General features: G+C 67.0%; 19 protein-coding genes. 10 read left to right on the top strand and 9 right to left on the bottom strand.

Annotation, left to right across the window (positions count from 1 at the left end):
* Positions 1 to 352: 352 nt before the first annotated feature.
* The 3 genes from trxA to HBF32_RS12080 all read left to right on the top strand — a co-directional run bounded on the left by trxA (position 353) and on the right by HBF32_RS12080 (position 4,147).
* Positions 353 to 682, top strand: a complete 330-nt coding sequence (trxA, locus tag HBF32_RS12070; protein WP_166699854.1) for a thioredoxin TrxA — start codon at positions 353 to 355, stop codon at positions 680 to 682.
* Between the two features lie 149 nt (positions 683 to 831).
* Positions 832 to 2,565 (top strand): transcription termination factor Rho, encoded by a 1,734-nt coding sequence (gene rho / locus HBF32_RS12075; protein WP_166699855.1) that lies wholly within the window; start codon positions 832 to 834, stop codon positions 2,563 to 2,565.
* Between the two features lie 211 nt (positions 2,566 to 2,776).
* The gene (locus HBF32_RS12080) at positions 2,777 to 4,147 is read left to right on the top strand and encodes a glutamate--cysteine ligase (RefSeq protein WP_166699856.1); all 1,371 of its coding nucleotides are present in this window, start codon (positions 2,777 to 2,779) and stop codon (positions 4,145 to 4,147) included.
* Positions 4,148 to 4,310: 163 nt separating this feature from the next.
* Here the strand turns inward: HBF32_RS12080 and HBF32_RS12085 are convergent, their stop codons facing one another.
* Positions 4,311 to 5,738, bottom strand: a complete 1,428-nt coding sequence (locus HBF32_RS12085; protein WP_166699857.1) for an OmpP1/FadL family transporter — start codon at positions 5,736 to 5,738, stop codon at positions 4,311 to 4,313.
* Between the two features lie 241 nt (positions 5,739 to 5,979).
* On the opposite strand from HBF32_RS12085, the gene HBF32_RS12090 reads away from it, so the two are divergent.
* Entirely contained in the window at positions 5,980 to 6,282 is a 303-nt protein-coding gene (locus HBF32_RS12090; RefSeq protein ID WP_166699858.1) for a YcgL domain-containing protein, read from the top strand.
* A 90-nt stretch (positions 6,283 to 6,372) separates the two neighbouring features.
* Positions 6,373 to 9,792 carry an ankyrin repeat domain-containing protein gene (locus HBF32_RS12095; RefSeq protein WP_166699859.1) on the top strand — a complete coding sequence of 1,140 codons (3,420 nt, stop codon included), beginning with the start codon at positions 6,373 to 6,375 and terminating at the stop codon, positions 9,790 to 9,792.
* On the opposite strand, the gene HBF32_RS12100 is transcribed toward HBF32_RS12095, so the two are convergent.
* Positions 9,793 to 11,601 carry a monovalent cation:proton antiporter-2 (CPA2) family protein gene (locus HBF32_RS12100; protein ID WP_166699860.1) on the bottom strand — a complete coding sequence of 603 codons (1,809 nt, stop codon included), beginning with the start codon at positions 11,599 to 11,601 and terminating at the stop codon, positions 9,793 to 9,795. It lies immediately after the preceding gene.
* Between the two features lie 153 nt (positions 11,602 to 11,754).
* Positions 11,755 to 12,744, bottom strand: a complete 990-nt coding sequence (gene hemB / locus HBF32_RS12105; protein WP_166699861.1) for a porphobilinogen synthase — start codon at positions 12,742 to 12,744, stop codon at positions 11,755 to 11,757.
* Positions 12,745 to 12,871: 127 nt separating this feature from the next.
* On the opposite strand from hemB, the gene HBF32_RS12110 reads away from it, so the two are divergent.
* On the top strand, positions 12,872 to 13,549 hold the full coding sequence (locus tag HBF32_RS12110) for a glutathione S-transferase family protein (RefSeq protein ID WP_166699862.1): 678 nt from the start codon (positions 12,872 to 12,874) through the stop codon (positions 13,547 to 13,549).
* A 10-nt stretch (positions 13,550 to 13,559) separates the two neighbouring features.
* Here the strand turns inward: HBF32_RS12110 and HBF32_RS12115 are convergent, their stop codons facing one another.
* Positions 13,560 to 14,654, bottom strand: a complete 1,095-nt coding sequence (locus HBF32_RS12115; protein WP_166699863.1) for an ABC transporter ATP-binding protein — start codon at positions 14,652 to 14,654, stop codon at positions 13,560 to 13,562.
* A 214-nt stretch (positions 14,655 to 14,868) separates the two neighbouring features.
* Here HBF32_RS12115 and glk point away from each other — a divergent pair, with 214 nt between their 5' ends.
* Entirely contained in the window at positions 14,869 to 15,909 is a 1,041-nt protein-coding gene (gene glk, locus HBF32_RS12120; RefSeq protein WP_166699864.1) for a glucokinase, read from the top strand.
* A gap of 66 nt (positions 15,910 to 15,975) precedes the next feature.
* Here glk and HBF32_RS12125 read toward each other — a convergent pair whose 3' ends face one another.
* The 5 genes from HBF32_RS12125 to secB form a co-directional block, all read right to left on the bottom strand.
* Positions 15,976 to 16,992, bottom strand: coding sequence for a hypothetical protein (locus HBF32_RS12125; protein WP_166699865.1), 1,017 nt, complete (start codon positions 16,990 to 16,992; stop codon positions 15,976 to 15,978).
* 417 nt (positions 16,993 to 17,409) lie between these two features.
* Positions 17,410 to 17,694: an addiction module antidote protein gene (locus HBF32_RS12130; RefSeq protein WP_166699866.1), complete on the bottom strand. Its 285-nt coding sequence runs from the start codon at positions 17,692 to 17,694 to the stop codon at positions 17,410 to 17,412.
* Between the two features lie 96 nt (positions 17,695 to 17,790).
* Positions 17,791 to 20,799: a DEAD/DEAH box helicase gene (locus tag HBF32_RS12135; RefSeq protein WP_166699867.1), complete on the bottom strand. Its 3,009-nt coding sequence runs from the start codon at positions 20,797 to 20,799 to the stop codon at positions 17,791 to 17,793.
* Between the two features lie 129 nt (positions 20,800 to 20,928).
* Complete coding sequence (locus HBF32_RS12140) at positions 20,929 to 21,963, bottom strand: NAD(P)H-dependent glycerol-3-phosphate dehydrogenase (RefSeq protein WP_166699868.1); 1,035 nt, start codon at positions 21,961 to 21,963, stop codon at positions 20,929 to 20,931.
* Positions 21,964 to 21,966: 3 nt separating this feature from the next.
* Positions 21,967 to 22,467 carry a protein-export chaperone SecB gene (secB, locus tag HBF32_RS12145; protein WP_166699869.1) on the bottom strand — a complete coding sequence of 167 codons (501 nt, stop codon included), beginning with the start codon at positions 22,465 to 22,467 and terminating at the stop codon, positions 21,967 to 21,969.
* Between the two features lie 304 nt (positions 22,468 to 22,771).
* Between secB and rpmB the strand changes: the two genes are divergently transcribed.
* The 3 genes from rpmB to HBF32_RS19495 all read left to right on the top strand — a co-directional run bounded on the left by rpmB (position 22,772) and on the right by HBF32_RS19495 (position 23,405).
* The gene (rpmB, locus tag HBF32_RS12150) at positions 22,772 to 23,008 is read left to right on the top strand and encodes a 50S ribosomal protein L28 (RefSeq protein WP_089981369.1); all 237 of its coding nucleotides are present in this window, start codon (positions 22,772 to 22,774) and stop codon (positions 23,006 to 23,008) included.
* A gap of 12 nt (positions 23,009 to 23,020) precedes the next feature.
* Positions 23,021 to 23,185 (top strand): 50S ribosomal protein L33, encoded by a 165-nt coding sequence (gene rpmG / locus HBF32_RS12155; protein ID WP_036109728.1) that lies wholly within the window; start codon positions 23,021 to 23,023, stop codon positions 23,183 to 23,185.
* 88 nt (positions 23,186 to 23,273) lie between these two features.
* Positions 23,274 to 23,405: a hypothetical protein gene (locus HBF32_RS19495; RefSeq protein WP_275690417.1), complete on the top strand. Its 132-nt coding sequence runs from the start codon at positions 23,274 to 23,276 to the stop codon at positions 23,403 to 23,405.
* Positions 23,406 to 23,485: the final 80 nt, after the last annotated feature.

Here is a 23,485-nt window from a genome sequence, read left to right on the forward strand (position 1 = left end):
CGGAGGGTCCGGCCGGCGTCACGGGAGTGTCGGGAGCGGCCGGGTGCCATGCCGGCGGCCTGCGACGCGCCCGGCGCGCGATGGCCGGAGGCGGTGGTGGCCGCGCCCGAGGGTTCCCGCTGGCATAGGTGAACCGGCTGGAAGAACCGGTTCACCTATGTCAACGGAAACCACCCGCTGGCGACCTTGAATTGCTTGAATCGCGCCCCTAGTTGGGTTGGAATGAGGGCCGCCGGCTGCAATGGCCAAGACCTTCGGTTCCGGTTGGACCCGCGACATGGGGCTCCTTAGTGTAGCCGATGCGAGCGTCACGGTCGTCAACCCCCTATTCACCCTTTTTCTGGAGATCCCGGTGAGCGACAAGATCACCCATACGAGCGACGCTGCGTTCAACAAGGACGTCCTCGAGTCCGATACCCCCGTCCTGCTCGACTTCTGGGCCGAATGGTGCGGTCCGTGCAAGTCGATCGCTCCCGCGCTCGACGAGCTGGCCGCCCAGTACGACGGCAAGGTCAAGATCGTGAAGATCAACATCGACGAGAACCAGCAGACCCCGCGTCAGTTCGGTGTACGCGGTATTCCCACGCTGATGATGTTCAAGAATGGCAAGGTCGAGGCCACGCAGATCGGCGCCGTCGGCAAGGGCCAGCTCGACCAGATGATCCAGAAGGCGATCGTTTAATCGCCTGTTCCACCCCGCCGCCGCGTGAGGCGCTTTACGTCGCGCCTCACGCGATGCTAGGCTCTAAGGCGTTCGCCGGGACACCACTTGTCCCCCTGCCGCGAACCCTCTCCCCCTCTTCTTCCAACGGCGCCCCGTGAGGTTTGCCCGTGTCCGATATCGAAACCAAAGACTCCATCGACGCCAAGGGCGCCGGCGACCAGCCTGCGACCGAACCGCGTCCGCGCACCCGCCGCAAGGCGCCCGCCGCCGAGGCCCCCGCGGTAGAGACGAGCGCGCCCGCTCCGGCGCCCGCCCCTGCCCCGCAGGCCGAACTGCAGCTTGGGAACACCAACCCGCCCGCCCTTCCGCCCCTGCCGCAACCGCAGGCCGAAGGACGCGATGGCGGTCAGCCGCCGGCCCAGGGCCAGCAACAGGGCGGCGGCCAGCAGCACCACCAGCAGAACCGCAACGACCGTAACGAGCGCGAAGGCCGAGGCCGCCGTCGCCGGAACGAGCGCAACCAGCAGCGCCAGGGCGGCGGGGGCGGCAACGCCGGCGGCAATTACCAGCATCCGCGCAACAACAATGGCTATCCCGTCGACGACGACGAGAACGCCGACGCCGGCAGCAACGATCGCCTGATCAACCTGACCGAGCTGAAACGCAAGAACTCCATCCAGCTCCTCGAATTCGCCGAGTCGCTCGGCATCCGCGAAGGCGTGGCCCGCCAGCGCAAGCAGGACGTGGTCTTCAACATCCTCAAGGCCCACGCCCGCTCCGGCGGCGGCATCTGGGCCGAGGGCGTGCTCGAGATCCTCCAGGACGGCTTCGGCTTCCTGCGCTCGGCCGACGAGTCCTACCTGGCCGGTCCGGACGACATCTACGTCTCCCCCAGCCAGATCCGCCGCTTCAACCTGCGCACCGGCGACTACATCACCGGACGCGTCCGCCATCCGAAGGAAGGCGAGCGCTACTTCGCGATGCTCAAGGTCGACGACATCAACGGCGACCCGCCGGAAGCGTCGAAGAACAAACTGCTGTTCGAGAACCTCACCCCGCTGTTCCCGCGCAAGGCGTTCAAGCTCGAGCGCGGCAACGGATCCACCGAGGACATCACGGGCCGCATTCTCGACCTCGTGGCGCCGATCGGCCGCGGCCAGCGTGGCCTCATCGTCTCCCAGCCGAAGTCGGGCAAGACGATGATGCTGCAGAACATCGCGCAGGCCATCCAGTACAACCATCCCGACGTCCACCTGATCATGCTGCTGATCGACGAGCGTCCGGAAGAAGTGACGGAAATCGCCCGCACCGTCCGCGCCGAAGTCATCAGCTCCACCTTCGACGAACCGGCCGTGCGTCACGTGCAGGTCGCCGAGATGGTGATCGAGCGCGCCAAGCGTCTGGTCGAGCACAAGAAGGACGTGGTGATCCTGCTCGACTCCATCACCCGCCTCGCCCGCGCCTACAACACCGTGGTGCCGAGTTCGGGCAAGGTGCTCACCGGCGGTGTCGACGCCAACGCGCTGCAGCGTCCGAAACGGTTCTTCGGCGCCGCGCGCAACGTCGAGGAAGGCGGCAGCCTGACCATCATCGCCACGGCGCTGACCGACACCGGCTCGAAGATGGACGAGGTGATCTACGAGGAGTTCAAAGGCACGGGCAACATGGAAGTCCACCTGTCCCGCCGCATCTCCGAGAAGCGCGTATACCCCGCCATCGACATCAACCGCTCCGGCACCCGTCGCGAGGACCTGCTGATCGATCCGGACCTGCTCGCCAAGATCTGGATCCTGCGCAAGCTCCTCCACCCGATGGACGAGCTGGCCGCGATGGAATTCATGCTCGACAAGATGAAGAACACGAAGTCCAACGACGAGTTCTTCAATTCGATGAAGCGCTGATCGGGCGCCTCGGCGAAACGAACCGCGAAAGGCCGCCTCCGGGCGGCCTTTTTCTTGCGCCGATTCCTGAACCCGCCCAGCGCGGCGGGACACTTTGGACACGGCGCCCGCGCGCGATGCTACGCTCCGCGCGCAGGCACCTTTTGCTTGCGGAAACCCGTCCCCATGTGGTCCGGCTACCGGCCGAAAGCCCCAACGTCAAGGAAAGTCCGTGTCCATCCCCAGCGCCGCGAAAAGCACGCCCATCGGCGACCGCCACGACCTGGTCGCCTACCTCGCCAAGGGCGAGAAGCCGCGTGAGGCCTGGCGCATCGGCACGGAGCACGAGAAGTTCGGGTTCTATACCGACGACCTCACGCCGCCACCCTTCGACGGCGACCGACCCGGCATCCGGGCCATCCTCGAAGGACTCGCGGCGCGCTACGGCTGGGACATCGCGCGCGAAGGCGACACGCCCGTCGCCCTGACCAAGGGCAAGGCGAACATCACCCTCGAGCCGGCGGGTCAGCTCGAACTTTCCGGCGCTCCGCTGGAAACGATCCACGAGACCTGCGACGAGGTCACCGACCACCTCAGGGAGGTGCGGTCGGTCGCCGAGGAACTGGGCATCGGCTTCCTCGGCATGGGTTTCCAGCCGAAGTGGCGCCGCGACCAGATGCCGTGGATGCCCAAGGGCCGCTACAAGATCATGCGCGAGTACATGCCCAAGGTCGGCTCGCTCGGCCTGGACATGATGACGCGCACCTGCACCGTGCAGGTCAACCTCGATTATTCGAGCGAGGCCGACATGGTGAAGAAGTTCCGCGTCGGCCTCGCGTTGCAGCCGATCGCCACCGCGTTGTTCGCCAATTCGCCGTTCACCGAGGGCAAGCCTAACGGCTACAAGTCGTATCGCTCCCATGTGTGGACGGATACCGACAAAGATCGCACCGGCATGCTCGATTTTGTCTTCGAGGATGGCTTCGGCTATGAGCGCTACGTCGACTACATCCTCGATGTGCCGATGTACTTCAGCTATCGCGATGGGAAGTACGTCGACCTCTCGGGGCAGGACTTCAAGGCGTTCATGCGTGGCGAACTGTCTGCGTTGCCGGGCATGAAGCCCACCATGACGGACTGGGCCGACCACCTCACCACTGCGTTCCCGGAAGTGCGCCTGAAGCAGTACCTGGAAATGCGCGGCGCCGACACGAGCACCTGGAATTCGCTGTGCGCGCTGCCGGCATTCTGGGTAGGCTTGCTTTACGACGATGTTGCACTCGACGCGGCGTGGGACCTGGTGAAGGACTTCAGCAAGACCGAGCGCCACGCGCTGCGCGACGGCGTACCGAAGGAAGCGCTGGACCTGGGCTTCCGGAATCACAAGGTGCGCGACCTCTCACTCGAGGCGCTGAAGATCGCGGAAGCGGGCCTGAAGCGGCGCAACCGTCAGGGCAATCGCGGCGTGGACGAGTCGATCTACCTCGAGCCGCTGATGGAGATCGCGATCTCGGGCAAGACGCAGGCGGACGTGAAGCTGGAGTTGTTCCATGGAAAATGGAACGGCAGCGTGGATCCGCTGTTCCGCGAATACGCCTACTGACCGAACCGCTTTTTGTAGGAGCCGCTATAGCGGCGAGGGGCGGCTGCGATACGGCTTCATGGCTTCGTAGGCTTCTCGCCGCTGTAGCGGCTCCTACAAAGGATGAAAAAAAACCTCCCCGTTGCCGGGGAGGTTTTTTTGTATCAGCCGATCGAGGGAACGATCAGAACGAGTACTTGGCCGACACGCTCAGCAGGTTGCCCTTGTCGTCGTTCGAGCCGACCAGGCGGTCGCCGGTCGAGCTGCTCACGCCGTCGATGTGCGCTTCATTGACGAAGATGTGCGCATAGCCGGCGTTGATCTCGAAGCGGTCGGTCGCCTTGTAGCCGATACCGAAGGCCAGCCACTTGCGGGTCGAATCCGGCACGCGCGGCGAACGGGTGCTGGCGTGGGTCGGGGTGGTATCGATGGCCACACCGCCACGCAGGGTCAGCTTGTCGCTGAGGTAATACTCACCACCGACCGACGCGAACCAGGTGTTGCGCCAGCTGTAGTCTTCGCTGGTGGTCGGCTGGTTCGGGTTCGAGTACTTGACGGTGAGATCCTTGAAGACATCCCACTTGGTCCACGACAGGTCGATACCGAGGCCGAACTTCTCGTCCTGGTGCCAGAAGCTGGCGGTGGCGATGGACGGCGTGGTGAACCCTGCGCGGCCGTCGGTGTGGGTGAACGGCGGCTGGCCGCTGCCGAGCAGACCGCCCACGGCGGGATTGGAGAGCACGGCCGTCACGTTCGACGGCATCGTAAAGTTACCGGTGCCCTCGAGGTTGTGCTTGATCTTGCTGCGATAGCTCAGCGCGAAGCGATCGTTGGCGGTCAGCTTCCACAGACCGCCGACCTGCCAGCCATAGGCCCAGTCGTCGCCCTTGATCTTGGCGTAGCCGTCGCTGCCAGGCGGTACCACGGCGGCGTACTGCGCGGCCAGCTGGCCGGCGACCTGCGGCGGCAACTGGCCGGCCATGGCGGCGCGCTGGATCAGGCCCAGGCCGACGGTGTTGTAGTTGATGGCGCTGGTCAGCTCCGCGCTCGTCTTCTGCGCGATGGCACTGACGCCCACGGCGAAATCGTCCGTCACGTCGAACGAGGCCGACAGGGTCGCGTCGAACGACTTGAAGTCGGACTTGACGCCGTTGTAGCGGCCCTTCCAGTCGGAGTCGTATTCGGTCTTGAAGCCGAACGGCGCGGTGAGGCCAAGACCGATGTGCCAGCGGTCGCCAACCTGCGAGGCGAAATACAGCGCCGGGACCGGCATGGTGGTGCCCGCGTCGCCGCCGTTACCGCCGCTGATGGGGCGGCCCTGGGCGTCGGTGGCCGTGCCGTGGAACTTGGTGCTGAAGTTGATGCCGGTCACGTCGGCCTGGAACACGTTGCCCTTGAGCATCGACATCGCGGCCGGGTTGTTGACGATCACCGAGGCGTCGTCGCCCGCCGCGGTCGAGCCCGCGAACGCACGGCCGAGGGCCTTGGCGCTGTTTTCCTTCAACTGGAAGGCGCTGGCCTGGGCAGCCTGGGGAGCCACCAGGGCACCGGCGACGGCCAACGAAAGGGCGGCGATGGCCAGCGGACGAATAGGGAGATTCAGCTTCTGCATGCGGGGTCGGCTCCTGCTTATTGTTCTGCTCGAGGGCGAAGGTAAGCACGCGTGCAAAAGCGGAAACTTACCCGATTTCATACGCGCGTTTAACATTCTGGCTGTGCATGCTGGACGAGTTGACGTCCGTTTTGCAAGTCCCGCTGCAACAAAGGTGAAACGGGTCACGTGTACGTCACCCCGCGGGCGCCCTCCATTTGCTACCGTTGGCTACCCGCCCCCGACCGCGAGACCTGCCGTCATGCACTGCTTCGTCTACGCCAGTCAGCGCAAGCCGGACACCTACGTCTGGCTCGTCCGCCGCGAGGGTTTCGACCTTCTTCCCGAGCCGCTCGCCCTCCTGCTGGGCGACCTGCGCTTCGTGCTGGAGGTGGAACTGACCCCGCAGCGCAAGCTGCCGCACGAGGATATCGAGCGTGTGCTGGGCCATCTCGCCGCCCAGGGCTGGCACATGCAGACGCCGCCCAACGAGACGCTGAGCGTGTGCAACCAGCCGAACCACAACAGGGAGATCGATCCGGACGAAACCCTCGTCCGCATGTGATCCGGCCGAATACGCGCATATCGGAGACGTGCAACGCGAGTTAACGCCACGTTACCGCGTGCGCGCGTACGGCTCCGTATACTCGCGCGCATGGCCAATTCCAAACGTCGTCGACCGCCGCTGATCAAGGCGCTGCCCTGGTTCCTCCCCGCTCTCGCAGCCGTCGCCTGTGCAGGCCTGACCGCCTCGCCCCTGGCCCTCATCCCCCTGTTGCTGGCCAATGCCCTGGCGATGAGCGCGGTATGCCATGCGATCGGCTTCGACCCGGAAACCAGCTACCTGCGCACGGTGCTCCGTCGCGGTGCCGCACACGTCGTGATGTTCACGGGCTACACCTTCCTCGTCTTCGTCCTGGTCGCCTGGCCGCTGCTCAAGCTTACCCAGGCCCCCAGCCTCGGTGCCGCACTGCTGCTGGCGGCGACGCTGGTCGTGGCGCTGGCCGCGCTGTGGCGGGTCTGGCCGGCCTTCGGGCTCGTCTTCGTCTGGGACGACGCCTATCCCGAACAGAGCGGCGACGGTTCCTGGATCTTCACCGCCATGGCCCGCTCGATCACCTTCGGCCGGCACCTGTCCGCGGAAGAGCGCTTTTTCTCGCACTTCCTGCCCGCCTCGCTGAGCCTGCTCGTCCTCGCTTTCTGCGCCGTGGCGCTGTCGGGACTCTATGGCGTGTTCCCGCCGGAGATGCGCATCGCGGCGCTGGGCATCTATGCGCTGGTACTGCTGCCGCTTGGCTGCATGGTCATCGCCAACCGCACCCTGCGCGCCCTGCTGTGCGACCGCCGCGGCCACATTCGCACCGCACGCGCGGAACCGCGCAACGACGCGCCGGCCGAGCCGGTCCGCTCACCGATTCCGGTGCTCGGCAGCGAGGAAAGCCAGCCCGGCGTGCGTGAACGTTCCCTGCTCGCCGCGGCGCGCGAAGGCGACATCGCCCGCGCCGTGGCGCTCGTCGAAGCCGGCGCCGATCCGGACACCGGCGCGGAGCCGGGCGAACGCGACCAGCGGCCGGTGCTCACGCTCGCCGCGCTCTCGCCCGATACGCGCCTGCTGCGCGCGCTGATCGGCAAGGGCGCCCAGGTGAACCGCGTCCACAACGGCATGACCGCGCTGCTCGCGGCCTGCCGCGACAGCTGGCACGGACGTCCGGAAGCCGTGCTCACCCTGCTCACCAACGGCGCGAACGCCGCCGGCACCGACGCCGAGGGAAATACGCCGTTGCACGGTGCCGTGCTCAGCGCGGAGCCGACGGTCGCCGCCATGCTGCTGGACGCCGGCGCGCCGGTGGATGCCGTGAACCACGCGGGCGAGACGCCCCTGGTGATCGCCTGCCGCACGGCGAACTGGACGCTCGCCCGCTTCCTGCTCGATCACGGCGCGAAGCCCGCGCCCGTGGGCACCGAACCCGCGCTGGTGGCCGCGGCAGGCATTCCCGACGACGACGGCGAGGGTGTGAAAGCGCTGCTCCGTTACAAGGCACCGGTGAACGCCACCGACGCCGATGGCCGCACCGCCCTGCTCGCCGCGGCCGCCGAGGGTCACGAACAGATCGCCCGCATCCTGTTGCAGGCCCATGCGAATCCGAACCTCGCCGATCGGCATGGCACCACGCCGCTCATGGAGGCCGCGCGCGCGGGCGCGCACGGCATCGTGCAGATGCTCGCCGACGCCGACGCCGACGCGTCGCCGCGCGACGGGCACGGGCGCGACGCACTGACGCTCGCCTGCCAGTCGCCTCGCGCCCAGGCGGCAACGGTGCGCGCGCTGCTCACGCTCGGCGCGCAACCGAAGGAACCCGCGGTCGACGGCCGCAGCGCGCTCGACCATGCCGCGGCTGCCGGTCGCTGGGACTTCGTCGCCCTGCTCGATCCGGAAACGCCGCTGCCCACGTCCCTGAGCGAATCGGTCGTGCCGGAAGCCGGCGCGGATTCGCCGATGCACCTTTACGACGCCCTTCGCTTCGGCCACTGGGCGGTCGCTTCCACGTTCGCCGCGAAGGTCCGCGAGTGGCCGGCGCACGAGCTCGCCGCACTGTACGTGGACCTGGCCGGCACCGGATTCGACGCGGCACGCGCCTGGCTGCTCGATCACGGCCTCTCCGCGGAAGCGCGACTTGCCGTGCACGCGGATGAGGAAGGCGCGCTCGGCCGACGCCTGTTCGATGCATTGCTGCCGCAGTTGCCGCAGTCCGCCGACGCGCTGCTCCAGCTCATGCGCGCCGGCGCGAGCCCGGCTGGCGCCGGCTTGCTCGGGCATGCCATCTGCCGACTGGAGGGCGCCGACGAGCGGCTGACCCTCGCCATGCTCGAGGCTGGCGCGGACCCCTTCGGGGCCGACGCCCGCGGCCGTACGCCCGTGCACATGGCCGCCGCCACCGGCCGAGTCGGCCTGCTCGGCGCGCTGCTCGCGCGAGGCATGGATCCGAACGTGCGCGATGCCGGCGGCCGCACGCCGCTGCACGCCGCCCTCGAGACGGGCGACGACAGCCTTCCCCTGGTCCGCCTGCTGGTCGCGCACGGTGCCGACCCCGAGGCGGCCGACATCAACGGCGAGACGCCTTATGGCCTGGCCATCGGCCACGGTGGCGTCGAACGCTGGCTGAGCTGGTCCGCGTGGCCGCTGCCGCGGCGCGCGCTGCGGCCCGACGATCTTCCCGCGGCCGCCGCCGCAGGCGACCTGCAGGCCGTCGATCGCCTGCTCGAACTGGGCTTCGACGTGGACACGCGCGACCGTCAGGGTGCCACGGCCCTGCTCCGTGCCGCGGGTGCGGGTCACCGCGACGTCGCAGAGCGACTGATGGCCGCCGGCGCCGACGCGACGGCCACCGCGGCCTCAGGCGTGACGCCGCTCGCCGCGGCGGTAAACGCCCGGCGCGAGAGCATGGTCGCGCTGTTGATCGAACGCGGCGTCGCCGTCGACCAGCGCCTGCCGGGCGAGGCCACGGCCCTGATGATCGCCGCGACGCTGGGTTATCCCGACATCGCCGACCTGCTGCTGGCGGCCGGCGCCGACGTGACCGCCGAAGACGCCCATGGACACACCGCCCTCCATGCCGCCGCGCAGTACTGCTTCGGCAGCAGCGACAGCCTGCGTGCCCGGCGCCTGTTCGATGCGGTGATCGGCAAGGGCGCCGACGTGAACAAGCCGGACAAGGACGGCGTCACGCCGCTGCTCATCCTCCTCGGCGCGCATATGCGTCCCGGCGCCGATGCGGACGCCACGCACCTCGGCGCGCTGGTGCCGGTGCTGCTGGATGCGGGAGCGAAGCTGGAGCATGCCGACCATCGCGGCGTCAGCGTGCTGCATGCGTGCGCGATGCACGCGCTGCTGCCGCCGGCTCGCGTGCTGTTGCAGCGCGGGGCGAACCGCAACGCGGCGGATGCATTCGGACGTACCGCCGGCGACGTGGCCCGGCACCTCGGTTATGTCGATGTCGCACACGAACTGGGCGCGCGGGTCGGCGCGATTCCCAGCGTGAGGCAAACACTGCGCCAGCCCGCGCAGCCGGACTGACTACTTTTCCTCTTCCCGTTCGCGCTCTTCGACGGCATCCGCCTCGAAGAGCTGCTGCAGGTCGTGCAGGGCCTCCTTGGTCGTCTGCACCAGTGCGGTCTCGTCGTCGTAGACGAGGTACTGCGCACGGAGCACCTGGTCGTCGTGCCTCCGGAAACGCTCCAGCCGGCTCTCCGCCACGTCCGGGCTCATGCCGAGGGATTCCAGCACGTTGCGGGTCATTTCCAGGCTCGAGTAGAAGGTCTCGCGCACCGGATCCTCGACACCGATATCCATCAGGCGGAACGCGTGCTGGCGATTGCGCGCGCGGGCGACGATCCGGAGGTGCGGATACTGGCGGCGTACGAGACGCGCGGTGCGCAGGTTCGCTTCCGGATCGTCCGTGGCGATGACGAAGACCTCGGCCTTGTCGGCCTGCGCGGCGCGCAGCATTTCCGGCCTGCCGGGATCGCCGAAGAACAGCGAGGTGCCACCGAAGCGGCGCGACGTGTCCACCTGTTCGACCGAGCTTTCCAGCGCGACGAACTGGATGCCCTGCGCGCGCAGGATACGGGCGACGATCTGCCCCATCCGCCCGAAGCCCGCGATGATCACGCGCGGCGTATCCGTTTCGATGTTGTCGAATTCCCTGTCGGGCTTGCGCACGCGTTCGGTCATGAGCCGCGAGGCCACCAGCACGAGCAGCGGCGTCAATGCCATCGACAGCGAGATGGCCATCACCATGAGGCCGCGCTGGGTCTCGGTCACGAGACGATTCTGCTGGGCCAGGTTGAGGATGACGAAAGCGAATTCGCCGCCGCAGGCGAGCACGGCGGCGAGCCGCACCGAATCGGCCAGGGTGAGTGCCCCGACGAGCCGGCCCAGGGGCAGGATGAGCACCGCCTTCACGGCCAGGAGCAGCCCCACCATGCCCAGCACCAGCAGCGGCTTGTCGATCAGCATGGCGAGGTCCACCGACATGCCCACGCTGATGAAGAACAGGCCCAGCAACAGCCCCTTGAACGGCTCGATGTTCGATTCGAGTTCGTGGCGGTATTCCGAATCCGCCAGCAGGAGGCCGGCGAGGAAGGCGCCAAGGGTCGTCGAGATGCCCGCGAGTTCCATCAGCCACGCGGTGCCCATCACGACCAGCAGGGCCGTGGCCGTGAACACCTCCGTGCTCTTGGCCCGCGCGACGAAGCGGAACACGTGGCGCAGCAGCAGCCGGCCGCCGACGATCACGGCGAGGATCGTCCCGACGACGCGGACGACGCTCATGAGGTCCGGCGAGTGGGCGTCGCGCGCGATGGCCCCGCCCAGCAGCGGCACGGCGGCGATCAGCGGGATCGCCGCGAGGTCCTGGAACAGCAGGATGGCGAAGGCCTGGCGGCCATAGACGGTGCCGGCTTCCTTCCGCTCGGCGAGGATCTGGAGACCGAACGCCGTGGACGAGAGCGCAAGGCTGCCGCCGACGATCACCGCGGATTTCCAGGTCAGGCCGAAGAGGAAATAGCCGATCGCGCCGATCGCCAAAGCGCAGGTGAGGACCTGCAGCGTGCCGCTGCCGAACACCGCGCGGCGCATCACCCACAGGCGCGACGGCGACAATTCCAGGCCGATGACGAAGAGCATCAGCACCACGCCGAAATCGGAGATGGTGGCGACGCCCTCGGTGTCGTTGACCAGGCCAAGCACCGATGGACCGATGACCACGCCGGCAAGCAGGTAACCGAGGACGGCCCCGAGACGGAAGCGCTTGGTGAGCGGCACGGCGATGACCGTCGCCAGCAGGAAGACGACCGCCGTCTCAAGGAAATGATGCCCGTCCATCCCGACTCCCTAAGTGTCGGCCGGGATTATGTCATGCGAAAGCGCGCGGGTTTTGGCGAAAACTGTAGGAGCCGCTATAGCGGCGAGAAGCCAACGGAGCGATGAGGCCGTGACGCGGGTTTTCTCGCCGCTATAGCGACTCCTACAGCAGCATCAGCCCTTCAGCCAGCGGGCCACATCCATGGCGAAGTAGGTCAGGATCGCGTCCGCCCCCGCGCGCTTCATGGACAGCAACGACTCCATCACCACGGCCTTCTCGTCCACCCACCCATTCTGCGCGGCCGCCTTGATCATCGCGTACTCGCCGCTCACCTGGTAAACGAACGTCGGCGCGCCGAAGGCGTCCTTTACCCGGCGCAGGATGTCGAGGTACGGCAGGCCCGGCTTCACCATCACCGCGTCGGCACCTTCGGCGAGGTCCAGCTCCACCTCGCGCAGGGCTTCGTCGCTGTTGCCCACGTCCATCTGGTAGGTGTGCTTGTTGCCCTTGCCCAGGTTCGCCGCCGACCCCACGGCGTCGCGGAACGGCCCATAGAAGCTCGAGGCATACTTCGCGGAATAGGCCAGGATGCGGGTGTGGATGTAGCCGGCGTCCTCGAGCGCCTCACGGATGGCACCGATGCGGCCGTCCATCATGTCGGAAGGGGCGACGAAATCCATGCCCGCCTCGGCCTGGGCGAGCGACATCTTGATCAGCGCCTCGACCGTCGGATCGTTCATCACGTAACCGTCGGCGTCGATCAGGCCGTCCTGGCCGTGCGTGGTGTACGGGTCCAGCGCCACGTCGCCGATGAGGCCCAGTTCCGGGAAGCGGCGTTTCAGTTCGCGGGTGGCGCGCTGGAAGAGGCCGTCCGGATTCCACGCCTCGCGGGCATCCTCGGTCTTCACCGATCCGTCCACCGAGGGAAACAGCGCCAGCGCGGGAATGCCCAGCGCGACGCATTCCGCCGCCAGCTTCACCAGCTCGTCGATCGAGAGACGCTCCACGCCCGGCATCGAGGGCACCGGCTGCCGCACGCTTTCGCCGTCGACCACGAAGGCCACCATGATGAGATCGGACACGGTGAGCACGGTCTGGCGCATCAGCGCGCGGGAGAAGGCGTCGCGGCGCATGCGGCGCATCCGTACGGCAGGAAAGGTCATGGGACGGGCCTGTTCGTGGGCGATCCGCCCATTTTACCCCTCGCGACCCGCTCGTCGGGGGACAAGGCGTCGCAGGCCGTCCTATAGCAGACTATGCCTTCGCGTCGGAGAGGGTGGAACGAGGTCGATGGCAACGAAACTTTATTCGGGCACGCGCAACGCATCGAGCTGGGCCATGCGGGCCTGGCTGGCATTGAAGGAGGCTGGCGTCGCCTTCGAGGAAGAGGTGGTGGACATCCGCCCGCCGCAGCGTTTCGCCAACCTGGCGCGGATCGGCGGCTTTTCCCCACCCGCCGCCGTGCCGGTGCTCGTCGTCGACGGCGAAACGATCTTCGACTCCCTCGCCATCATGGAATACGCGAACGAGCTGGCCGGAGGACGTCTGCTGCCCGCCGCGCCGCTGGACCGCGCCCGCGCGCGTTCGGTCCTGGCGTGGCAGCACAGCGGACTGTCCGGCATCTGCGGACTGATCTCGTTCGAAAGCGCGTTCTATCCCGACAAGCGCGCGCTGACCCGGCGCGAACGGGCCGAATGCGACCGCCTGTTCGCCTTCCTGGAGGGGTGTCTTGCCCGCAGCGGCGGCCCTTATCTCTTCGGCGAACTTTCGCTGCCCGACCTGGCCCTCGTACCCACCGTCGTGCGTCTGACCAGCCACGCGCCGGACTTCGGCCGCTGGCCGCTCACCCTCGCATGGACGAAGGCACTGCTCTCCCGTCCACATGTCGCATGGTGGATGGACGAGGCGAGGAAGCAGCCGCACGTGTGGTACGACGTCTACCTGGCCGTGCCCGCCGACGACGCCTGACCGGCTCCGCTCAGGCGTCGATGCGCGCCGTGTTTTCCGGATCGAAGAAGTGCAGGCGTTCCGGCCGGAAGCCCAGGGCCACCTCGGAATCCGGCTGGATCGTCGAATGCGGCGGCACGCGGGCCACCCACTCCGCGTCGCCGCGACGCATGTTGAGGAAGACCTCGTTGCCCACCGGCTCGACCACCTCGACATGCGCGCGCAGACGCTCGGCCAGCCCGGCGTGGTCGTCCACCGTCAGCAGGTCTTCCGGGCGGATGCCCACGACGACGGGTTTATCCAGGTACGCCGCCAAGCCCGGCGCGTCCGCACCCAGTGCGATCGCGCCGTCCTTCATTTCGAGACGAAGACCGTCCGCGCGGCGCAGCGTGCCGCGGAAGAGGTTCATCGCGGGACTGCCCAGGAAGCCGGCCACGAACAGGTTCGCCGGTGTGTTGTAGAGGTTCATCGGGGTATCCAGCTGCTGCACGACACCGCCGTTCAGCACGACGATGCGCTGGCCCAGCGTCATCGCCTCGATCTGGTCGTGGGTGACGTACACCATGGTGGCGCCGAGGCGCCGGTGGATGCGCGCGATCTCGACGCGCGTGGAGAGGCGCAGCTTCGCGTCGAGGTTGGACAGCGGCTCGTCGAGGAGGAACACCGAGGGATCGCGCACGAGCGCGCGTCCCAGTGCCACGCGCTGGCGCTGGCCGCCCGAGAGCGCGGCGGGCCGATGCTCCAGGCGCTCGTTCAGGCCAAGCATGTCGGAGGCCGCGGCAACGCGCCGGTCGATCTCGGCCCTATCCACGCCACGCAGGCGCAGGCCGAAGCCGAGGTTCTCGCGCACCGTCATGTGCGGGTAGAGCGCGTAGTTCTGGAACACCATGGCGATGTCCCGGTCCTTCGGCGCCACGTCGTTCACCACCCGGTCGCCGATGGTCATGGTGCCGCCGGTGATCGACTCCAGGCCGGCGATCATGCGCAGCAGCGTCGTCTTGCCGCAGCCGGAGGGGCCCACCAGCACCAGCAACTCGCCGTCGGCGATCTCGAAGCTCGCCTCCTTCAGGGCCACATGCCCGTTCGGATATACCTTGCGCACCTTGTCGAGGCGAACCGCTGCCATCTCGTACTCTCCCGTGGGGCCCGGGGCTGGGCAGGCGATGCCTGCCATTGCCCCTGGCAATAAGGTATTCTGCCGACGTAATCGTTTACGTCAAAGTCTCGGCCTGGAGTGCGTCAAGCTGTATGCCCTTGCGGGCCAGAGTAAGCCTTCACTAGACGTCAGCCCCCGCCCAAGGCACCCTTGCGGGCTTCCGTGATACGACAGGTTCTCCAACATGGCCAACGTTAGCGCCCCGGCGCCGACCCTGCTCGCCGACCTCGGCGGCACCAACGTGCGCTTCGGCATCGCCCATCCGGATGAAGATCAACCGCTCATCCAGGAAAGCATCCGGCGCTACCACGTCAAGGACTATGCCTCATTGGCCGATGCGGCCAGGCAGTACTTCAAGGAAACCGGACACCCGGCGCAGCGAGCCATCATCGCGGCCGCCGGTCGTATCGACAACGGCGAGACCGTCAAGGTCACCAACAACCCCTGGGCCATCTCGGCGAAGACCCTCGCCAAGGCGCTGGACCTCGAGTGGGTGCACCTCGTGAACGATTTCGCCGCCCAGTCGATGGCGGTGATGCTGATGGGCGACAAGCCCGATGCCAAGGGCCACGCGGACCTCGTGCAGGTCGGCCCTTGCGCCATCCCGAAGATCGGCAGCAAGGAAGAACAGACTTTCGTGGTCGTCGGCCCGGGCACCGGCCTCGGCGTCGGTGGCCTGCTGATCCGCGGCGACAAGGTGAGCGTGCTGCAGACCGAAGGTGGCCATGCCGGCTTCGCCGCGCACAGCGCCGAGGACATCGAGATCCTCAAGGCGCTCAACCTGCGCTATGGCCGCGTGTCGAACGAACGCCTCATCAGCGGCTCCGGCCTGGTGAACCTCTATAACGCCATCTGCGAGATCTCGGGCCGGAAACCGGACGAATCGATCACGCCGGAAGACATCACCCGTCGCGCCACGGACGAAAGCTGCCCGATGTGCGGCCGCGCGGTGGAAACCTTCGCGGGCATCTTCGGCAGCGTCGCGGGCGACCTCGTGCTCACGCTCGGCGCGTGGGACGGCGTATACCTCACCGGCGGCATGACCCCGATCCTCCTGCCGTGGATCCAGAAGGGCCACTTCCGCGAGCGCTTCGAAGCCAAGGGCCGTTTCCGCGACACGATGGAAACCGTGCCCACGCAGGCCATCATGAACCCGGAACCGGGCCTCATCGGCGGCACCGCGCTGGCGATCGTGGAAGCCGGCGGCACGCCGCTGCGCCGCTAAGCCGGCCTGCGTATCGCCGTGAAGATGCCCGACTCATGCCGGGCATCGTCTCCACACAGGCCCCTTTCAATCCACGAGCGGCTGCGGCCAGGGATTGAACGATATGGCTTCGAGACAGTTGGGCGTCTTACCCGTGAAGGCAAACATCACTTCACCCCACTCGCCAAGTGCCGACCATACGGTCCTCGTCGTCCCCGGTGGATCGTGCGGTCGCGGCGCCTGGGTTAAGTAAAGCTCGGGGTAACGCTGCAGAACCTCGCTTCGCGAAATGCATCGTCCAGCCACATTCATGTATGCAAGGCCGACGCTGCCATCGGACCTCTGCCTGATTTCCGAATGCGCGACCGTGATCTGCTTCGACAGCGAACGCACTCCACTCCCTGCCTCGGCGGGCCACACCTCGCGAAGCTTCGATGCTCCCAATCGCGCCCGCTCCGCCATATCCTCGACGCGGTCCCACAACTCGGCATCAACTTCCACGCCACTTGATTCAACGGCAAGACCATAGTTAGCGTCATACCAGTTTCCGTAGTAGTCGATGTAGGTCTCCCCGGTCGGCACTCTGTTGCGTTCGCAGAACATGTACCCGATCTCATTCGCGTAAACCGGCGGCCGCTGCGCTAATTCCTCGTACTTGGCCAGAAAAAAGTCCGGTTCTGCGGTAATCAGACCCATATCCATGCCAGAACATTTCTTCAATGCTCGATGGGCGATGATGTTCTCCAGGAGCCCGAACCCTTCATCGACGCAGGCCTTTCGGATGTAGGCATCTCGAGAACTGAGATCTTCTCTGTAGTTGTAATTCGCATGCCCCACCTCGTGAGACAGCTGCGAAGCCATATTTAACGCCGAGGCTCCTTGGCGAATCGTGATCTGCTTCGTGGCGCGATTCGCGTATGCCGCATTACCGTACTCAAAGGTCCATTCATTCCTCTGTGCTTCACGGGTCTCTGAACGAAATCGCGAAGGAATATGGACGATATCGTCAATCTCCGCCCCCAATCCCGTCTCGTATTTCACCGCGCCAGGGCTGGTGCAAGCGATATCCTGCGCAAAGACTGTTGGCGGCAACGCCAATGTCATCCACGCTACAGCGTGCTTCCATGTGCCGCGTGCCCGCCTCGACCGATCTTGTTCCATCCGTTACCCCATCCAATGAGTCTGTCCATGGCGCTACGAAGAGCATCATCGCCTTGTGCGCGATCAACCTGCAGACGTAGTTGACCGGCGCGAATGGTCGCGATCACCGGGGTCTACGTCTTGAGAATCGCGCGACGCGCTTGCACGCATCTGAAGAACTGTGAGTGACCGCACATTCCGGCGACTGCCGAGGGCAGATCGAGTCACCGAGAATAGTCAGAAGCAGAGCCCTGCCATTACGAAATATCGGAAGTGACATCGATCGCAGCGCTGCGGTCGGCATGCCGAGTCATGCCGCGCGGCAGGCGCGCAGCTCGCGCGCGCATAGGGCAAACGCTGGAGCTTGCGGCGCGGCTGCGGTCACACCGCGTGCAGGTGGAAACCCAACGCATTCACCACGCGCATGATGGTCGCGAATTCCGGATTACCGCCCGTCGCCAGAGCCCGGTAGAGGCCTTCGCGGGACATACCCGTGGCTTTCGCCACCGAGGTCATGCCACGTGCTCGCGCGATATCGCCCAGCGCGGCACGAATCAGGCATCCATCGCCGGGGTCGTCGTCGATGCAGGCGTTGAAGTACGCGACCTGATCTTCCTCGGACCGGAGATGGTCGACAGGATGCCAACGGGTGAGCTTTTCTTTCATTCGGTTCAATCTCGTACAACCTAGTCCATAGGGTACGATCGTGAGCCATGGGTTACAACCTGCGAGACAAACCCTTACGGCACTGTCTGCTGAGCGTCACGCCGAAGGCGCCAGCAACGCGTCGAGGTCGCTTTCGTCGAAGCTCAGGCGTTCGCGGCTGCCGCCGCCTTCGAGGACGGCATCGGCGAGTTCCGCCTTGCGGGCCTTCAGTTCCTCGATGCGCTCTTCTACCGTGCCCGCGGTGATCAGGCGGTAGACGAACACCGGTTTGTCCTGGCCGATGCGGTGCGCTCGATCGCTCGCCTGCGCTTCGGCGGCGGGATTCCACCACGGGTCGTAATGGATGACGGTGTCCGCGCTGGTGAGGTTGAGACCGACACCGCCCGCCTTGAGCGAAAGCAGGAACAGCGGCACCTCGCCGTCCTGGAAACGCTGCACGGGTTCCGCGCGATCGCGCGTTTCACCGGTGAGCGTGACATAGCTGATCCGGCGACGGTCGAGTTCCACGGCGATGAGTTTCAGCATCTCGGTGAACTGGCTGAAGAGCAGCACGCGGCGGCCTTCCGCGAGCAACGCGGGAAGCATGTCCATGAGTAGTTCGAACTTCGCCGATTCGCGCACGCCCCGCGCCGCCTCGAGCTTCACCAGGCGCGGATCGCAGCAGACCTGGCGCAGCTTGAGAAGGGCATCGAGGACGACGATGCCGCTGTGCGCGATGCCGCGCTGCGCGATGACCTCGCGCAGTTCCTCCGCGAGGGAAAGACGCAGGCTCTCGTAGAGGTCGCGCTGCTTCGACTCCATCACGACGCGGCGGGTGATCTCCGTCTTCGCCGGCAGTTCGGACGCGACCTGCGCTTTCGTGCGGCGGAGGATGAACGGCGCGATGCGGCGATTGAGCCGCTCCTGGCATTCGAGGTCCTGGTGCTTCTCGATCGGCAGGCGGTAATGGCGGCGGAACGCGCCCTCGTCGCCGAGCAGACCGGGCACCGCGAGGTCGACCTGCGACCACAGTTCGCCCAGGTGGTTTTCCAGCGGCGTACCGGTGAGGCACAGGCAACGCGGCGCCTTCAGTGCGAGCAGCGCGCGGCGTGCCTGCGTGCGCGGGTTCTTCACCTGCTGCGCCTCGTCGAGCACCACGAGCGAGAATGCCTGTTTCTTCAGCGTGTCCACGTCGCGCGGCAGCAGCGCGTACGTGGTGAGGATGACGTCGTGTCCGGGAATGCGCGCGAAGGTTTCCGCGCGCTGCGGCCCGTGCAGCGCGAGCAGCGTCAACTCGGGGGCGAAGCGAGCGACTTCGGAAATCCAGTTCGGGACGAGGCTGGTCGGCACGACCACCAGCGCGGGCGACTCGAGGTTGCCGCTTTCCTTCAGCGCGAGCAGATGGGTGATCAGTTGCAGCGTCTTGCCGAGGCCCATGTCGTCGGCGAGCACACCACCGGTGCCGGCTTCGGCGAGCGCGTTCATCCAGCGCAAGCCGTCGCGCTGGTAGCCGCGCAGCTCGGCGCGCAGGCCTTCCGGCACGGCGTCGCTTGCGCGCTCGGCGGCCTCGCGCAAGCGGCGGGTGAAGCCGCGGAGGCGCTCAGGCGCCTCGAAGGAGCCGCCGCTGGGCAGCGCCTGCGCCAGTTCCTCGAGGCGGCCGGCCTGCACGCGCGGCAAGTGCAATTGCTGGCGCGGCTTTTCCAGGTATTCCGCGAGGGGTGCGAGCAGTCCGCGCAGTTCCTTCAGGCGAACCGGCACGCGACGGCGCTCGTCGACCGGTGCGTACCACACCGAGTCCTCGGCCTCGCCCGGCATGGGACTGAGGCTCAACTGATGCTCGGCAAGGGCTTGCGCGACGGCGGGAAGCAGGTTCACGCGCTTTCCCTCGACCTCGATGCCGATCTCCAGGTCGAAGGCGCGGTCCGCGTCGTCCTCGTTGGCCTTGCCGTACCAGCGCACCGGTCCTTCCAATACCTCGAAGGGGAAGCTCGGCGCGTATTCGAGCAGGAAGCCGTCGGCTTCCAGCCGCGGCCGGAGGGCAAGCCAGCGTGCCGGGGTGTTCACCTCGAGCGCGCCGGCGTAACCCTTTCCGGGAAACAGCCAGGCATCGTCGGGAAGCGTGTCGGCCATGTCCCAGGGCAGCCCTTCGGTGTCCACCGCGGGATTGAGCCCGGCGGCTTCCAGGCCCTCCATGGTCGCCAGCTCTTCGGCGCGACGGCGGGCGATCTCGAGCAGCGATCCGTTGCGCACACGGCGAACCAGGGGTTCGCCACCGCGACCGGGCAGCCGCTCGCCTGCGTAGTCGAAGGCCAGCCGTCCGTAGGCGAGCGGCGGTGTGCCTGCGGCGAGCCGCGCATGCCGTGTGAGCGCGTGCAGCACCAGCACCGGGCGCGGCGACACCTCGGCACGGCGCATCTCGCCAAAGACCTGGGGCTCGGGCACGCGCGGGCCCATGCGCGTGGCCTCCAGGCCGGCACGGAACGCGGCGGTGTGCTCGGGCGGGAGCGGCGGCAGGTCGAGCCAGCCGCTTTCTTCCGGATCGCTCTCCAGCAGGCCGACCTCGGCGTGCTCCGCATCGAGGAACCACAGCGAACCCACCCGGAACAGGCGCTGGCTGGCCGGGACATCGGGCAGCAGCTTCTGGCTGCCGTCCTTTTCGAGGCTCCAGCGCCAGCGCAGGGACTGCGGCCTGCCACGCGAGAGCTGCAGGCCCGCCACGCCGCCGAAGAAGCACGGCGCGCCGTCAAGCACCTCGGCGAGCAACTGGTCGCCCAGCTCCCCGCTGAAACGGGCGTAGCTGCGACTCTTGCGAAGGGTCTGCGGCAGGCCGAGCACGGTGGAGGCCAGGCGCTTCTCCACGACCGTGATCGCGGCCTCGGGCAGGTGCCGGCTGTCCAGCGGGAGCGGTCGCGAATAGCGACCGTCGGACCCGACCGTGAGCAGGACCGGCGCGACGTCGAGGCGGGCGGCCGGTTCGTGGTCGTCGTTCACGCCCTCGAGGAAGAAACCGAGGACGACGCCTTCGGACACCGCCGGTCGCGCCGGGGCGCCCAACGCGCGCTGCCAGGCCTGTGGCAGCGTGTCCACGGGATCCTCCCGCCTGCGCTTGTCGTCCGGTTGATGCATCCGTAGCGATCCCGCCCGCGCGACCAAAACAGGAAGCTTAGCAAAGCCGGGACGCCTTACCCGTAGGATTTTTTACCCTACGGACCGCCCCGGTTCAGCCAGCCGCGCGGCGCGGGCCGCCGATGCCTGTCAGCTCCGCCCGGGAAACAGGTCGACGGGATATTCGGCCTTCTGCTCACGGCTCATGAGCGTACGCAGCGCCTCTTCGGGCGTGACCTCACCGTGCAGCACGGCGCGCACGGCCGCCGAGATCGGCAGGTCCAGACCATGGAAACCGGCAAGACGCGCCACTTCGTCCGCCGTGACGACACTTTCGACCACCTGGCCGATCTGGCGGACCGCGTCGGCCAGCGGGACGCCGCGACCAAGAGCGAGACCGAGGCGCCGGTTGCGCGACAGGTCGCCCGTGCAGGTGAGCACGAGGTCGCCCAGCCCGGCCAGGCCCATGAGGGTTTCGGCGCGCGCGCCCAGCGCCACGCCCAGGCGGAGCATCTCGTTCATGCCACGGGTGATGAGGCCGGCGCGGGCATTGAGGCCCAGTGCCATGCCGTCGGCCACGCCGGTGGCCACCGCGAGGACGTTCTTCATCGCGCCGCCCAGCTCGGCACCCAGGATGTCGTTGCCGGTGTAGGCACGGAAGTTCGGCGCGTGCAACAGCCCGGCCAGTTCCTTGCCGAAGGCCTCGTCCGTCGCGTGCACGGTGACCGCGCTGGGCAGGCCGGCGGTGACCTCGCGGGCGAACGACGGCCCGGTGATCACGGCGGCCGGGCGCCCGGGCAGCTTTTCGTTCACCAGCTCATGGAGGAACCGCCCCGTGCCGGTCTCGAACCCCTTGGTGGCCCAGGAAATCCGGGCATCGGGGTCGAGCAGGGGCACGATCTGGTCGAGCAGCGCCGCGAAGGCGTGGCTCGGCACCACCAGCAGCACGATGCCCGCCCCGCGCAGGACCTTGGCGAGATCGGCTTCGTAGGCGAGTTCCGGCGGGAGGTCCAGGTCGGGCAGGTAGCGGAGGTTGCGGCGCGCGGCGGCCATGGCCGCCAGCGCGTCGGCATCGCGCCCCCACAGGCGCGTGGGAACGTCGTTGCGCGCCAGCAGGGCAGCCAGCGCGGTACCCCATGACCCGGCGCCGAGGACGGCGACGGTGGGTCGGGTGGTGGCGCTCATCGCTCAGCTGTTGAGCGTATGGGCACCTGCGCCTTCAAGCTGCTGGCGCTGCTGCTCGGCGTAGAGGGCGTCGAAGTTGATCGGCTGGAGCAGGAACGGCGGGAAACCGCCCTCCTGGATCATGGCGGAAACCATCTGGCGTGCGTACGGGAACAGGAGGTTCGGGCAGTACGAGCCCAGGATGCCGTCGCGATCCTCGGGCGAGAAACCGGCGATGCCGAAGATGCCGGCCTGGTGGACCTCGGCCAGGTAAGCGGTGCGCTCGCCCAGGTTGCAGGTGAGGGTAAGGCTCAGCACCACCTCGAAGAGGTCGTTGCCGAGATCCACGGCCTTGTGGCCCAGGTTGAGCTGGACCTGCGGCTGGGCTTCGGTCTCGCCCATTTCCTGGAACACCTGCGGGGCGTTCGGCGCTTCGAAGGAGGCATCCTTCACGTAGATCTTCTGCAGCACGAGCTGCGGCTGGCCGGCCTGGCCGGCCTGGCCGTTGGCGGTGATTTCTGCCATTGCGTGGTCCTCGAAAAGGCGTCGTGTGGGCTGATTGCGTGCCGCTGGCACGAAAGCAGGGATTGTTTCACACAACCCGGCGCCCCGCACAGTCCGGCTTGCATGAAGGCGCGGGATTCTGAGAGAATGCCCGGCTTCCCTATGCCAGCCCGATACGTCGGGAAAGTCCGTCACGCGATGCGGGCTTCGACTGGTGGAAGTGCTCCACTCTCCAGCCATCGCGTGGCAGCCGGTCGAACGGCATGCCGCTGGGCCGTCGCCGTCCTGGCCAAAGGGCGGTCCAACGAATCTAAAGGAGGCCCCCATGGCCCGTAGATGCCAAGTCACCAACAAGGGTGTGCAGACCGGCAACAACGTCTCGCACGCGAACAACAAGACCCGTCGCCGCTGGCTGCCGAACCTGCACGAGCGCCGCTTCTGGGTCGCCAGCGAGAACCGCTGGGTGAAGCTGCGCGTTTCCAACCACGCGCTGCGCACCATCGACAAGAACGGCATCGAGGCTGTGCTGGCCGACCTCCGTTCCCGCGGCGAAAAGATCTAAGGAGATCGAACCATGGCAAGCAAGCGCGATAAGCACCGCCTGATTTCCACCGCGGGCACCGGTCACTTCTACACGACCACGAAGAACAAGAAGAACACCCCGGAAAAGATGGTCTTCATGAAGTACGACCCCGTCGTCCGGAAGCACGTGGAATACAAGGAAGGCAAGATCAAGTGATCTTGAAGGAAGCCGCCGAAAGGCGGCTTTCTTTTTTTGGCCCCCGCAAAAGCGCAAGCGAGGTGCCGGCGAGCTGAAAGGCAAGGAGATGGCCGCAGTGTTGATGGTCATCGACGCCCTGGTGAGCCGTGGCCTCGACCGTGCGATGCAGGCGCGTACGCAGATGGCGAGGGAGCGGCTGCATGCCGCCACCACGACGCTCGGCGCAACCGCCTTGTAGGAGCCGCTATGGCGGCGAGAGCAACCTTGCCGCGTCGTCGTGAAATTGTCTCGCCGCTGTAGCGGCTCCTACAGCGGTAT

The sequence above is a fragment of the Luteibacter yeojuensis genome, assembly GCF_011742875.1.
GTDB lineage: Bacteria > Pseudomonadota > Gammaproteobacteria > Xanthomonadales > Rhodanobacteraceae > Luteibacter > Luteibacter yeojuensis.

Excerpts from the sequence above, each read along its gene's own strand:
- rpmG (WP_036109728.1), top strand. The coding sequence starts at position 23,021 with ATGGCAAGCAAGCGCGATAAGCACCGCCTGATTTCCACCGCGGGCACC.
- HBF32_RS12100 (WP_166699860.1), bottom strand. The coding sequence starts at position 11,601 with ATGGACGGGCATCATTTCCTTGAGACGGCGGTCGTCTTCCTGCTGGCG.
- rpmB (WP_089981369.1), top strand. The coding sequence starts at position 22,772 with ATGGCCCGTAGATGCCAAGTCACCAACAAGGGTGTGCAGACCGGCAAC.
- HBF32_RS12095 (WP_166699859.1), top strand. The coding sequence starts at position 6,373 with ATGGCCAATTCCAAACGTCGTCGACCGCCGCTGATCAAGGCGCTGCCC.
- secB (WP_166699869.1), bottom strand. The coding sequence starts at position 22,467 with ATGGCAGAAATCACCGCCAACGGCCAGGCCGGCCAGGCCGGCCAGCCG.
- HBF32_RS12140 (WP_166699868.1), bottom strand. The coding sequence starts at position 21,963 with ATGAGCGCCACCACCCGACCCACCGTCGCCGTCCTCGGCGCCGGGTCA.
- HBF32_RS12115 (WP_166699863.1), bottom strand. The coding sequence starts at position 14,654 with ATGGCAGCGGTTCGCCTCGACAAGGTGCGCAAGGTATATCCGAACGGG.
- hemB (WP_166699861.1), bottom strand. The coding sequence starts at position 12,744 with ATGACCTTTCCTGCCGTACGGATGCGCCGCATGCGCCGCGACGCCTTC.
- HBF32_RS12085 (WP_166699857.1), bottom strand. The coding sequence starts at position 5,738 with ATGCAGAAGCTGAATCTCCCTATTCGTCCGCTGGCCATCGCCGCCCTT.
- glk (WP_166699864.1), top strand. The coding sequence starts at position 14,869 with ATGGCCAACGTTAGCGCCCCGGCGCCGACCCTGCTCGCCGACCTCGGC.
- HBF32_RS19495 (WP_275690417.1), top strand. The coding sequence starts at position 23,274 with ATGGCCGCAGTGTTGATGGTCATCGACGCCCTGGTGAGCCGTGGCCTC.
- HBF32_RS12090 (WP_166699858.1), top strand. The coding sequence starts at position 5,980 with ATGCACTGCTTCGTCTACGCCAGTCAGCGCAAGCCGGACACCTACGTC.
- HBF32_RS12110 (WP_166699862.1), top strand. The coding sequence starts at position 12,872 with ATGGCAACGAAACTTTATTCGGGCACGCGCAACGCATCGAGCTGGGCC.
- HBF32_RS12130 (WP_166699866.1), bottom strand. The coding sequence starts at position 17,694 with ATGAAAGAAAAGCTCACCCGTTGGCATCCTGTCGACCATCTCCGGTCC.
- HBF32_RS12135 (WP_166699867.1), bottom strand. The coding sequence starts at position 20,799 with ATGCATCAACCGGACGACAAGCGCAGGCGGGAGGATCCCGTGGACACG.
- HBF32_RS12125 (WP_166699865.1), bottom strand. The coding sequence starts at position 16,992 with ATGACATTGGCGTTGCCGCCAACAGTCTTTGCGCAGGATATCGCTTGC.